6 protein-coding genes and 5 pseudogenes are annotated in these 13,345 nt (G+C 67.0%); all 11 read right to left on the reverse strand.

Features of this window, described 5'->3' with window-relative positions:
- Positions 1 to 101: 101 nt before the first annotated feature.
- The 11 genes and pseudogenes from ACZK2V_RS12800 to ACZK2V_RS12850 all read right to left on the reverse strand — a co-directional run bounded on the left by ACZK2V_RS12800 (position 102) and on the right by ACZK2V_RS12850 (position 13,345).
- A pseudogene (locus ACZK2V_RS12800) lies at positions 102 to 768 on the reverse strand (ATP-binding cassette domain-containing protein).
- Positions 758 to 1,442: pseudogene (gene modB / locus ACZK2V_RS12805) on the reverse strand (molybdate ABC transporter permease subunit). Before modB ends, ACZK2V_RS12800 begins: the two co-directional pseudogenes overlap by 11 nt.
- Before the next feature lie 3 nt (positions 1,443 to 1,445).
- Positions 1,446 to 2,191, reverse strand: a pseudogene (gene modA / locus ACZK2V_RS12810) (molybdate ABC transporter substrate-binding protein).
- 19 nt (positions 2,192 to 2,210) lie between these two features.
- Positions 2,211 to 2,987: a helix-turn-helix domain-containing protein gene (locus ACZK2V_RS12815; protein WP_014037435.1), complete on the reverse strand. Its 777-nt coding sequence runs from the start codon at positions 2,985 to 2,987 to the stop codon at positions 2,211 to 2,213.
- Between the two features lie 11 nt (positions 2,988 to 2,998).
- Complete coding sequence (locus ACZK2V_RS12820) at positions 2,999 to 4,213, reverse strand: oxygen-independent coproporphyrinogen III oxidase (RefSeq protein WP_486322436.1); 1,215 nt, start codon at positions 4,211 to 4,213, stop codon at positions 2,999 to 3,001.
- Between the two features lie 194 nt (positions 4,214 to 4,407).
- A pseudogene (locus ACZK2V_RS12825) lies at positions 4,408 to 5,737 on the reverse strand (MFS transporter).
- A 23-nt stretch (positions 5,738 to 5,760) separates the two neighbouring features.
- Positions 5,761 to 6,660 carry a peptidylprolyl isomerase gene (locus tag ACZK2V_RS12830; RefSeq protein WP_486322437.1) on the reverse strand — a complete coding sequence of 300 codons (900 nt, stop codon included), beginning with the start codon at positions 6,658 to 6,660 and terminating at the stop codon, positions 5,761 to 5,763.
- A 3-nt stretch (positions 6,661 to 6,663) separates the two neighbouring features.
- Positions 6,664 to 7,371 (reverse strand): respiratory nitrate reductase subunit gamma, encoded by a 708-nt coding sequence (narI, locus tag ACZK2V_RS12835; protein ID WP_201116393.1) that lies wholly within the window; start codon positions 7,369 to 7,371, stop codon positions 6,664 to 6,666.
- Positions 7,368 to 8,046 (reverse strand): annotated as a pseudogene (gene narJ / locus ACZK2V_RS12840) (nitrate reductase molybdenum cofactor assembly chaperone). The gene narI and the pseudogene narJ overlap by 4 nt, the downstream one beginning before the upstream one ends.
- Positions 8,046 to 9,590, reverse strand: coding sequence for a nitrate reductase subunit beta (narH, locus tag ACZK2V_RS12845; RefSeq protein ID WP_110712538.1), 1,545 nt, complete (start codon positions 9,588 to 9,590; stop codon positions 8,046 to 8,048). Before narH ends, narJ begins: the two are co-directional and overlap by 1 nt.
- Positions 9,590 to 13,345, reverse strand: coding sequence for a nitrate reductase subunit alpha (locus ACZK2V_RS12850; RefSeq protein WP_486322438.1), 3,756 nt, complete (start codon positions 13,343 to 13,345; stop codon positions 9,590 to 9,592). The genes narH and ACZK2V_RS12850 overlap by 1 nt, the downstream gene beginning before the upstream one ends.

The following is a 13,345-nucleotide window of genomic DNA, read 5'->3' on the forward strand; positions in this document are numbered from 1 at the left end:
GCGCCGGCCGCTGGCCGGGTGCCCCGGATTCCGTGGTTGCCGGCCAGCGGCCGGCACTACCATCAGACTTAACCAACCATCGCCCGTGCGTCCATCACGGATCAACCGCCGACGATGCGGCCGTCGACGACGCGTGCCACCTGCTGGCCGAACATGGCCACATCCTGCGGATCGTGGCTGATCAACAGCAATGGAATGCCGGTCTTGTCCAGCACGGTTTCCAGCTCCTGGCGCAGGTGCTGGCGCAGGTCATGGTCCAGCGCGGAGAACGGCTCATCCAGCAGCAGCGCCTGCGGCTGCGTCACCAGGGCGCGCCAATGCCGTGCGCTGGCGTTGTCCCCCGGATACCTGCGAGGGCAGCAGGTCGCCCACCGCGTCGATGCGGAATGCGTGCAGCCACTGCTCCACCACATCGAAGCGCTGGCCCAGGCGCGGATTCAACCACCCCTTCTCCAGACCGAACGCCACGTTCTGGCGCACGCTCAGGTGCGGGAACAGCGCGTAATCCTGGAACACGTAGCCCAGCCGGCGGCGCTGCGGCGGCAGATCCACACCGGTGGCCGCATCGAACAGGGTCTGCCCCTGCAGCCGCACATGACCTTGGCCAGGCCGCAGCAGCCCGGCCACCGCCTTCAGGGTCAGGCTCTTGCCCGCGCCGGAGGGTCCGAACAGCACCACCTGCCGCTGCGTGCACTGCAACGCCACGTCCAGCACGAAACTCTGGCCGGCCGCCTGCAGTCGGCGCTGTACCTGCAGGTCAAGCCACATCACGCAGCTCCCGGCGACGCCTGCCCACCAGCCGCGCGGCCAGCAGCAGGATCACGATGCACACCACCGAGGTCAGGATCACCAGCGCATTGGCCTTGCCGTCCTGACCGGCCTGCACCGCTTCGTAGATGGCGATCGACAGCGTCTGCGTGCGGCCCGGAATGCTGCCGGCCACCATCAGCGTGGCGCCGAACTCGCCCATCGCGCGTGCAAACGCCAGCAACAGGCCGGCGAGGATGCCGCGCCAGGCCAGTGGCAACGTGATGCGGAAGAACACCGCCGCTTCGGACACACCGAGCGTGCGTGCGGCCTGCTCCAGCTGACCGTCCACTTCCTCGAACGCCGCGGCGCGCCGGTTTGAACACCAGCGGCAGCGAAGCTACCGCCGCAGCAATCACCGCCGCCTGCCAGGTGAACACCAGGTTGATGCCGAACCACGACTGCAGCCATGCACCGATCGGTCCGTTGCGGCCGATCAGCACCAGCAGGTAATAACCCAGCACGGTCGGCGGCAGCACCATCGGCAGGGTCAACACCGAATCCAGCAGCTCGCGACCGGGAAAGCGACGGCGCGCCAGCAGCGCGCCCAGACCAACGCCCAGCACCAGATTGATCGCAGTGGCCCAGCCGGCCACCTTCAGCGACAACCCCAGTGCGCTCCAGTCGAGATCCATGCCTCAGGGCTTGCCGAACCCATGCCTGGCCAGGATCGCCTGGCCCTGCGCCGAACGCACGAACGTGGCAAACCGCTTGGCCTCGGCCGGCTGCGCACTGGCCTTGGTCACCGCCAACGGATAGGCAATGCGCCCCGACACCGGCACCGCGAAGGCGCGGCGCACCCGGTCGGGCATCGCCTGCGCATCGGTGGCATAGACGAAGCCGGCATCCACTTCACCGCGCGCCACGTAATCCAGTGATTGGCGCACGTTCTGCGTGGTGATGATCCTGCCCTGCACCGACGGCCACAGGCCGGCTGCCTGCAGCGCGCCCTTGGCATAGCGGCCGACCGGCACGCTGTCCGGGTTGCCCAGTGCGATGCGCTGCACGCCGGCACCGGCCAGGTCCTTCAAGCTACGCGGCGCGGCCTTGGCCTGCGGCGGCACCACCACCCACAGCGCGTTCATAGCGAACACCTCGCGGGTGCCAACCGCCAGCAGATCCTGCTGTTGGGCCTGGTCCATCGTGGTTTCATCGGCCGACGCGAACACGTCCACCGGCGCCCGCCACGGCTGATCTGCTGCAGCAGCACGCCAGAGGCGGCGAAGTTGAAATCGACCTTGGTACCCGGGTGCGCCTTCTCATAGGCAGCGCCCAGTTCGCGGAAGCTCTCGGTCAGGCTGGAGGCCGCCGACACCGTCAGCTCGGCCGCCCAGGCCGGCAGCGTGGCCAGCAGTCCCAGCAACAACAGTCCAGCGCGCTTCATCATCGGCTCCCGGCCAGGTTCAGTTCGGATCAGATTCGTCGGCCACCGCCAGCGCCGCCAGACGCTCGGGCTGCAGCAGCAGGATCTCACGCTGCTTCACCGCGATGATCCCATCATCGCTCAGGCGGCGCAGCACGCGGCTGGCGGTTTCCGGCGCCATCCGCAGATAATTGGCGATCTCGGTACGTGCCATCGTCAGGTTGAAACGCGTGGCGGAAAAACCGCGACGCGCGTAACGCTCGGACATGTCCAGCAGGAACGCGGCCATGCGCTCTTCAGTACGGTGATTGGCGGCAAGCGTGGCGACCTTGCCGATCTCCGCACTGAGCAGGCTGAACAGCTTGGCCTGCAGCCCCGGCATGCGCGTGGCCAGCAGGCTGAGCTTGGGGAACGAGATGCGGCACAGGTGCACGGTATCCAGCGCCACCGCATTGCAGGGGAATCGCGAGCCGTGGATCGCATTCAGGCCGATCACTTCGCCCGGCAGGCTGAAGCCCAGCACCTGCTCGTTGCCCTGGCTGTCATCGACGAAGGTCTTGACCATGCCGGCGCGTACCGCGGCGATCGAATCGAACGATTCGCCGGCGCGGAAGATGTAGTCACCCGCATGGAACGGGCCGACGTGGTCGACCAGGACGTGCAGGTCGCCCAGCGCGGTCTTGTCGTAACCCTGTGACATGCAGGCATCGGAAAATGCACAGGTACTGCAGAAGTGCAGCGCGTCGCCATCATCGGCGGCGGCGGGGTTCGGCGTGGCCCGGCCGAGACGGCCCTGGGAAGGCGGATTCGAAGACATCGAGGCAGGACTCAAGCGATGGCGGCCGCCGGCCGGAAGCATGCGGCCATCATACGCCACAGCAGGCGGCCTTCTTCGGCCAGCCGCAGCACGCGTGCATCCCAGTGTGCCCAACCGCGCGCCAGCAACGGCGACAGCGCCGGCAGCTGTTCGGCGAAGCATTCCTCGAACGGTTCATCATTGCGCCACTCGAAGGCGGCCGCATCGAGCGCATGGTCGCAGGCGATGCTCTGTGCCACCTCGGCCGCCATCCGCTCGTCCTCGGACAGGATCAGGCCCGCGGCAACGCCCATGTGACCGGACTGCAATCGCGCCCGCCATTCGCCCAGTTCGTCCTCCAGCCGGTAGAACACTTCGCCGATCTGGCTGCAGGCGGACAGGCCAAGCCCGATGAAATCACTGCGGTCGCGGCGTGGCACGCCGGCCAGGTCGCAGTGGCGCTGGCCATCGCCGGGCCCATGTGGGTTGGGCAGGTCGCCGCGCTGGTAGTGATCACCACCGATCGGTTCGTAACCGGCCGCGCGCAGCAGGCGCCAGGCCTGCAGCCAGTGCGCCGCCGAGGGATCCCGTGGCAGCGCACACGGCGCCGGCAGCAGGATGCGCTCAGGCGCTTCGGCCAGCACCTCATGCAGCCGTTCAATGAAGCCGGCGTCCTCGCAGCTGGGCACGCGCAGCTGGTAGTAGCGCGCAGTGAAGCCGACCTGCCGCGCCTGTGCCAGCAGGGTCGGCCCCGGCGCATCGGCACGATCGATCACGTTCAGGCGGGTGCAGCCCACCGCGCGCAGCTGCGCCGGCGCCAGCGCGCTGCCGGCGTCCAGCCGCACCTCCACCTGCGGGCGCGCCACCGTGCGCAGGTGCTGCGGCACCGCGTCCAGCAGCTGGCCCAGCTGCGGCGGCGGCAACGTCTCGGCCAATCCCAGCTGCAACACCATCGCCACCACTTCGCGGTCCTCGGCCAGGGCATCGGCCTGCAGCTGCAGGGCCAGCAGCAACGTGTCCAGATACGCCTGTGGCGGCACATCGCGCCCGCCACGACCGGCCTGGAAGCCGAGCGTCAAGCCACGCGGGATCAGGTGCTCGTTGCTGGCACGCACGGCGGCACGCCAGCCGCTTTCGCCAAACCCGGTGCTGAACTGGTCAGCCGCCGGAAACAGCACATACCGGGGTTGCCGCAGCAATGCCGCCTGCAGCGCAGTGTCCTCACTCTCATCGACGTGGAAGCTCATGGCACACATCTTCGGGCGTTCCTCTTCGCGTGGCCCTGATTGAAATCAAGCGCGGTGCATCGGTGGGTTCATGCCGGCCAGCGGCCGGCACTACCCTTTCACCCGCTACCCGGTAGTGCCGGCCGCTGGCCGGCAGCCCCGTTCACCCACCGCGCACCGTCCCGGTAGTGCCGGCCGCTGGCCGGCAACCCCGTTCACCTGCCGCGCACCCGCTCGGCGGCGGCCGCATCGATGGCTTCGGGCAGGTCGGTCTCGCGGTCGATCTGCGGGAAGTGACGGCGCTCCATGCGACGGATCGCGAAGTGCATCCAGGCCAGTGCAGCCGCCACCAGCACGAACAGCAGCATGAAACAGCTGCTCCAGATGCCCACGGCATCGTTCAATGCCCCGAACACGATCGGCAGGATGAAGCCACCCAGGCCTCCGATCATGCCGACCACACCGCCCACCGCACCCACGTGCTGCGGGTAGTACACCGGAATGTGCTTGTAGACCGCCGCCTTGCCCAGCGACATGAAGAAGCCCAGCACGAACACCAGCACGGTGAACATCACCACGCCGATGGCCAGATGGAAGTGGATTGGGCCGTGGATGCCTTTCACCACATATTCGGTATCCGGATACGCCAGAAGGAAGGTGCAGATGGCCGACACGCCGAAGGTCCAGTACATCACCCGGCGCGCCCATCCGGTCCGACATCCAGCCACCGACCACGCGGAACAGGCTGGCCGGGATCGAGTAGCACGCAGCCAGCATGCCGGCGTGGCCCACGTCCATGCCATAGGCGCCCACCAGGTAGTGCGGCAGCCACAGCGCCAGCGCCACGAAGCCGCCGAACACGAAGAAGTAGTACAGCGAGAACCGCCACACCTGCAGGTTCTTCAGCGGCGCCATCTGCTCGGCGAACGGCACCGGCTTCACGCCCTCGCGGCGGCGTTGCTCCAGCGACGGGTCTTCCTTGCTGAAGAGGAAGAACAGCACCGCAGTGACGGCCAGCGCGACCGCCCAGACCTTGGCGACCATGGTCCAACCCGCGGCCACCATCAGCAGCGGCGCCAACAGCTTGGTCACCGCCGAGCCGATGTTGCCGGCACCGAAGATGCCCAGCGCGGTGCCCTGCTTGCTGGCCGGGAACCACTTTGACACGTAGGCCACGCCCACCGAGAAGTTGCCGCCGGCGATGCCCACGCACAGCGCGGCGATCAGGAACTGGGTGTAGGTCTGTGCATAGGTCAGCATCCAGGTGGCCACTGCGCCACACAGCATCACCAGCACCATCACCTTGCGGCCACCGAACTGGTCGGACCAGATGCCGAGGAAGACGCGGCTGACCGAACCGGTCAGTACCGGCGTGGCGATCAACAGGCCGAACTGGGTGTCATTCAACCCGAGCTGCTGGCTGATCTGGATACCGATGATCGAAAAGATCATCCACACCGCGAAGCACACGGTGAAGGCGAACGTGCTCAGCCACAGCGCACGTTGCTGCTGCCCGGCACTGGCGGGGGCAAGGGCCTGGTTCATGGGGTTTCCTCGTTCAATGGGGGTCAGCCGATATCCGCTTCGGCTTCGATCGCGTCCAGCCCGCGCACCGGGTAGCGTTCCTGCAGCTGCAGCAGGTAAGCCTGCACCTCGCGCTGGCGCACCTGCAGTTCAAGATAGTCACGCAGCTGCGGCAGCACCGCCTCGAATGGCTGCGGCTGGCCCTCCTCGCGGGCATCGACGCAGACCACGTGGTAGCCCCAGCGCGACTCCACCGGGAACCCGGCCAGGCCCTCGCGCAGGCGGAACACCTGGCGGTCGAACTCCGGCGTGGTCTGCCCGCGCTGCAGCCAGCCCAGGTCACCACCTTCGCTGCTGGACGGGCAGCGCGAATGGCGCAGGGCGAAATCGGCGAACAGGTGCGGCGATTCCTTCAGCAACCCGACCAGCCGCTCGCCTTCGGTGCGAGCGGCGAAGCGCCCGGCCACATCGTCGGCCGGCGCGGCCAGCAGGATATGGCGCAGGCGCACGCGATCGGGCGAGCGGAAGCGCTCGGGGTTCTGCGCGAAGTAGCGGCGGCAGTCCGCGTCGGTCGGCACCCGATCCTCGATCGCGTCTTCCAGCAGCTGCTGGATCAGCACCTCTTCATCGCTGACCCGGCCGCCCTCCGGCGCCTGCAGGCCCAGCCGCTGCGCTTCCAGTCGCAGCAGCTCGCGCACCACCAGTGCACGCGCCGCTTCGGCGCGTGACTGTTCCGGGCGCATCGCCCGGTGGTGCTGCATTTCACGGGCGATATCGGCCTCGCTGATCGCGGTCTCGTCCACGAACAGCCGGCACGGCGCCGGCTGCCCGAGCGAGCGCGGCCCCTGCGCTGCCGCGTCGTGGTGATGCGAATGCGCCTCGGCCGGCACCGGTGCGGTGGAGTCGATCACGGTGATCGGCAGGAATTTCGGTAGGCTGTCCATGGTTTACTCCCGCGGACCGTAGCGCAGCGTGGCCTGGCGGCGGCGCACCACCTGGTACGGCCGCCACAGGTAACTGATCGGAATGCTCCACACGTGCACCAGGCGGGTGAACGGCGCGATCAGGAACAGGGTCAGGCCCAGGAAGATGTGCGTCTTGTAGACCCAGCTGACGCCCTCGATGTAGTCGGCGGCACCGGCGCGGAAGGTCACGATGTGCTGCGCCCATTCGGCCAGCTGCACCATCACCCCACCGTCCAGGTGGCCGGACGAGATGCGGATGCTGTAGAGGCCCAGGCACAGCTGGGCGAACAGCAGCACCAGCACCAGGGTGTCACCGAAACTGCCGGTAGCCCGTACCCGCGCATTGAACAGGCGGCGTACCAGCAGGATGCTGATGCCGATGAAGCACAGCGCGCCGAACACGCCGCCCACCACCATCGCCAGCATCTGCTTCTGCGACGAGGTGATGAAGTGCTCGTACACCGCATGCGGGGTCAGCAGGCCGACCAGATGGCCACCGAGGATGGCCAGGATGCCGATGTGGAAGCAGTTGCTGCCGATCCGCATGCCCTTGTCCGACAGCATCTGGCTGGAGCCGGTGCGCCAGGTATACATGGCCTTGTCGTAGCGGGCCCAGCTGCCGATCAGCAGCACCGCCACGGCGATGTACGGGTAGTACTGGAAGGCGAATTGATGCACGGAGTAACTCATGGCTGGACCTCTCGATGCGAAGGACGGACCGGCGAACGCACGGGCGGCTTGCAGTCTTCGGCAGGGGCTTCGGCACCGAAGCGCACCGCCTCCTCCTCCCACAAGCGGTCCATGGCCTCGGCGGTATCGTCGCGGACTTCCTCGCTGGCACGCTGGCGCAGCGCCTGCAGATCGGCCTTGCCGTCGCCGGCTTCGACCAGGATCTCGAACAGCACCCGGTGCGGCAGCTCACGCTCGGCGGCGCGCCGCCAGCATCCCGGCGATATGGCCGATGTGGTGCAGCCACTCGCGGGCCTCGCTGCCGGGGCGATGGGCGAGGAACTCCAGCAGCAGCGGCAGATAGTCCGGCAGCTCGCGTGCATCCAGTTCGAAGCCGTTGCGGCGGTAGGTCTCGACCAGATCGACCATGGCCTGGCCGCGGTCGCGCGACTCGCCATGGATGTGTTCGAACAGCAGCAGGCTCATCGAGCGGCCACGGTCGAAACTGGCCAGCCATGCGGCCTGTGCGTCCAGCGCATCGGTGTCCAGCAGCTGCTGCACGAAGCTGCGCAGCTGCTGGCGGCGGGCGGCGCCCAGCGCCGGGTCGTCGCAGGCGGCGAGCAGTTCCTCGCCGTGCTGCCACAGTTCTTCACGGGGGTAGTCCAGCAGCACCCCGACCAGCTTGAGCACGCTCATCACACCACCTCCTTGCGGCGGTGGTTCGGCCCCTTGTCCACCACGAAGGTGGTGCTCTTGCGCTGGCCGAACAGGTCGGCCGGGCTGTCACCGTTGCAGCCGTTGCCGAAGGTGAAGCCGCAGCCGCCGCGCTCGCCGAAGGCATCGTTGGCGTACTCGCGGTGGCCGGTCGGAATCACGAAACGGTCCTCGTAGTTGGCGATGGCCAGGTAGCGGTACATCTCTTCCACCTGGGCGATGCTCAACCCGGTCTGTTCCAGCACCGCGGTGTCTTCCACGCCGTCCACGTTCTTGGCCCGGCGCCAGGCCCGCATCGCCATCAGCCGTTCCAGCGCGCGTACCACCGGCGCTTCGTCACCCGCCGTCAGCAGGTTGGCCAGGTAGCGCATCGGGATGCGCAGCGAGGCCACGTCCGGCAGCTCGCCGCTCATGCCCACCCGGCCACGTTCGGCAGCCGACTGGATCGGCGACAGCGGCGGTACGTACCAGACCATCGGCAACGTGCGGTATTCCGGGTGCAGCGGCAGCGCGAGCTTCCAGTCGATCGCCAGCTTGTACACCGGCGACTGCCTGGCCGCATCCAGCCAGCTGTCCGGGATGCCCTCCTTGCGCGCGGCGGCGATCACCGCCGGGTCGTTCGGGTCCAGGAAGATGTCCAGGTGGGCCTGGTAGAGGTCCTTCTCGGCGGCCACCGAAGCCGCCTCGGCGATGCGGTCGGCGTCGTACAGCATCACGCCCAGGTAGCGGATGCGGCCCACGCAGGTTTCCGAGCACACGGTCGGCTCGCCCATCTCGATGCGCGGGTAGCAGAAGATGCACTTCTCCGACTTGCCGCTCTTCCAGTTGTAATAGATCTTCTTGTACGGGCAGGCCGAGACGCACATGCGCCAGCCGCGGCACTTGTCCTGGTCGATCAGCACGATGCCGTCTTCCTCGCGCTTGTAGATCGCACCCGACGGGCACGCCGACACGCACGCCGGGTTCAGGCAGTGCTCGCACAGGCGCGGCAGGTACATCATGAAGGTCTTCTCGAAGGCGCCGTAGATCTCCTTCTGCACCTGGTCGAAGTTGTAGTCGCGCGAGCGCTTGCTGAACTCCGAACCCAGGATCTCCTCCCAGTTCGGGCCCCACTCGATCTTCTGCATGCGCTCGCCACTGATGAGCGAGCGCGGCCGCGCGGTGGGCTGGTGCTGGCTGTCCTTGGCGGTGTGCAGGTTCTGGTAGTCGAAATCGAACGGCTCGTAGTAGTCGTCGATCTGCGGCAGATCCGGATTGGCGAAGATCTTGGCCAGCATGCGCCAACGGCCACCGGCACGCGGCACCAGCTTGCCTGCGCGGGTACGCACCCAGCCGCCGTTCCACTTGTCCTGGTTCTCCCATTCCTTCGGGTAGCCGATGCCCGGCTTGGTTTCCACGTTGTTGAACCAGGCGTACTCGACGCCCTCGCGCGAGGTCCAGACGTTCTTGCAGGTGATCGAGCAGGTATGGCAGCCGATGCACTTGTCCAGGTTCAGCACCATCGCGATCTGTGCACGGACCTTCATCACACCACCTCCTTGCTGGCCGATGCCGAAGCGCCAGCGGGCTGTTCATCGTCCAACCAATCGATCTTGTCCATCTTGCGCACGATCACGAACTCGTCGCGGTTGGTGCCGCACGTGCCGTAGTAGTTGAAGCCGTACGCCAGCTGCGCGTAGCCGCCGATCATGTGGGTGGGCTTGAGCACGATGCGGGTCACCGAGTTGTGGATGCCGCCACGGGTCCCGGAAATCTCCGAGCCCGGCACGTTGATGATGCGTTCCTGGGCGTGGTACATCATCGCCATGCCCGGCATCACGCGCTGGCTGACCACCGCACGCGCGGCAATCGCACCGTTGACGTTGAACAGCTCGATCCAGTCGTTGTCGACGATGCCGGCACTGCGCGCGTCGTCCTCGCTCAGCCACACGATCGGGCCACCGCGCGACAGCGTCTGCATGATCAGGTTGTCGCTGTAGGTGCTGTGGATGCCCCACTTCTGATGTGGCGTGATCCAGTTCAGCACGATCTCCTTGTTACCGTTCGGGCGCTGGTTCAGCAGCGGCTCCACCGTGCGCGTGTTGACCGGCGGCCGGTAGCCCATGAAGGCCTCGCCGAAGTCGATCATCCACTCGTGGTCCTGGTAGAACTGCTGGCGACCTGTCACCGTGCGCCACGGAATCAGCTCGTGCACGTTGGTATAGCCGGCGTTGTAGCTGACGTTGTCGTCCTCCAGGCCCGACCAGATCGGCGAGGAGATGATCTTGCGCGGCTGCGCCTGGATGTCACGGAAACGGATCGCCTCGTGCTCCTTGCCCACCGCCAGGTGGGTGTGCTCGCGGCCGGTGAACGTGCCCAGAGATTCCCACGCCTTCATTGCGACGTGGCCATTGGTTTCCGGCGCCAGGTGCAGGATCACCTCGGCCGCGTCGATCGCGGTCGAAATGGCCGGGCGGCCCTGGCTCACGCCCTCGTCGTGCACGGTGTGGTTGAGCTTGCCGAGGAATTCGACTTCGTGCTTCGTGTCCCAGCTCATGCCCTTGCCGCCGTTGCCCAGCTTGTCCAGCAGCGGGCCCAGCGAGGTGAACTTGCGGTACAGATTGGGGTAGTCGCGCTCCACCACCGTCATCGACGGCATGGTCTGGCCCGGAATGGCCTCGCACTCGCCCTTCTTCCAATCAGCCACGCCGAACGGCATGCCCAGCTCGTTGGGGGTGTCATGCAGGGTCGGCACCAGCACCAGGTCCTTCTCCACGCCCAGCACGCCCGGCGCCATCTCGCTCACCGTACGGGCGACCTCCTTGAAGATCTCCCAGTCGCTGCGCGATTCCCACGCCGGATCCACCGCCTTCGACAGCGGGTGGATGAACGGGTGCATGTCCGAGGTATTGAGGTCGTCCTTCTCGTACCAGGTCGCGGTCGGCAGCACGATGTCCGAGTACAGCGCGGTGGTGCACATGCGGAAGTCGAGCGTGACCAGCAGGTCCAGCTTGCCTTCCGGTGCCTCGTCACGCCACCTCACTTCCTCCGGCTTGATCGCCCCCATCTCGCCCAGGTCCTTGCCCTGCAGCCCGTGGCGCGTCCCCAGCAGATGCCGCAGCATGTACTCGTGGCCCTTGCCCGAGGAACCGAGCAGGTTCGAGCGCCAGATGAACATCATGCGAGGGTGGTTCTGGCTGGCGTCCGGGTCGGCGAAGGCGAAGTCCAGCGAACCGTCCTTGAACTTGCCCAGCGCATAGTCGGCCGGGGCCACGCCGGCCGCTTCGGCCTCGCGTGCCAACTGCAGCGGGTTGCGGTCCAGCTGCGGGGCACACGGCAACCAGCCCATGCGCACCGCGCGCAGGTTCAGGTCGGCCAGGCTGCCGCTGTACTTGCTGGCATCGGCCAGCGGCGACAGCAGCTCATCCACCTGCAGCTTCTCGTAGCGCCACTGCCCGGTGTTGAAGTAGAAGAACGACGTGCCGTTCATGTGGCGCGGCGGGCGGCTCCAGTCCAGGCCGAACGCCAGCGGCTGCCAGCCGGTCTGCGGGCGCAGCTTCTCCTGGCCCACGTAGTGCGCCCAGCCGCCACCGGTCTGGCCCACGCAACCGCACATGATCAGCATGTTGATCAGGCCGCGGTAGTTCATGTCGTTGTGGAACCAGTGGTTCATGCCCGCGCCGACGATGATCATCGAGCGGCCATGGGTCTTGTCGGCGGTACGCGCGAACTCGCGGGCGATCTCGATCACCTCGGCGCGCGACACGCCGGTGATGCGCTCCTGCCACGCCGGCGTGCCCGGCACCATGTCGTCGAAGCTCGATGCCACGTTGCCGCCGCCAAAGCCACGGTCCACGCCGTACTGGGCCAGCAGCAGGTCGTAGACCGTGGCCACCAGGGTCTCGCCACCCTCGGCCAGGGCCAGGCGACGCACCGGGATGTTGCGCTCAAGCACGTCGTCGGCCGGCGCAGCGGTCCAGCCGTCGGTCTCGATGCCACCGAAGTACGGGAAGCTGACCGCCTCGATGCCCTCATGGGCGTCGGCCAGGCTCAGCCGCAGGCGCGTATCGGCGCCCTTGCTTTCCTTCTCCTCGATGTTCCACTTGCCCTTCTCGCCCCAGCGGAAGCCGATCGAGCCGTTGGGCACCACGATCTGGCCGCTGTTCTCGTCGTAGGCCAGCGTCTTCCAGTCCGGGTTGTTGGCTTCACCCAGCCCGCCCAGTTCACTGGCACGCAGGAAACGGCCCGGCACCAGGCGGCCGTCGTCGCGGCGCTCCAGGCGCACCAGCATCGGCATGTCCGAGTACTGCCGGCAATAGTCCTGGAAATACTGCGAGGGCGAATCCACATGAAACTCGCGCAGGATCACATGACCGAAGGCGAAGGCCAGCGCCGCATCGGTGCCCTGCTTCGGGTGCAGCCAATGGTCGGTCAGCTTGGCCAGCTCGGAATAGTCCGGGCAGATCGCCACCGTCTTGGTGCCGTTGTAGCGCGCCTCGGTGAAGAAGTGCGCATCGGGCGTGCGCGTCTGCGGCACGTTCGAGCCCCAGGCGATGATGTAGCGGCTGTTGTACCAGTCGGCCGATTCGGGCACGTCGGTCTGCTCGCCCCAGATCTGCGGCGAGGCCGGCGGCAGATCGCAGTACCAGTCATAGAAGGACAGGCAGGCGCCACCCAGCAGGGACAGGTAACGCGCGCCGGCGGCATAGGACACCATCGACATCGCCGGAATCGGCGAGAAGCCGACCACGCGGTCCGGGCCATACTGCTTCACCGTGTACAGGTTGGAGGCGGCGATGATCTCGTTGGCCTCTTCCCACTGCAGGCGCACGAAGCCACCCATGCCGCGGCGGGTCTTGTACGAGCGCGCCTTCTCCTTGTCCTCCACGATGCTGGCCCAGGCGTCGACCGGGCCCTTGCTCTTGCGCGCTTCGCGCCACAGGCGCAGCAGCGTGCCGCGGATCAGCGGGTACTTCAGCCGGTTGGCGCTGTACAGGTACCAGGAATAGCTGGCGCCACGCGGGCAGCCACGCGGTTCGTGGTTGGGCAGGTCCGGGCGCGTACGCGGGTAGTCGGTCTGCTGGGTTTCCCAGGTGACCAGGCCGTTCTTGACGTAGATCTTCCAGCTGCACGAACCCGTGCAGTTCACGCCGTGGGTGGAACGCACGATCTTGTCGTACTGCCAGCGGGCGCGGTAACTGTTTTCCCAGTCACGGCCTTCGCTCTTGGCGAATCCGTGGCCATCGGCAAAGGTCTGGGGGTCACGCTTGAAGAACTGCAAGCGATCGAGGAAATAACTCAT

Source organism: Stenotrophomonas sp. 93052_Sma, from assembly GCF_056481145.1.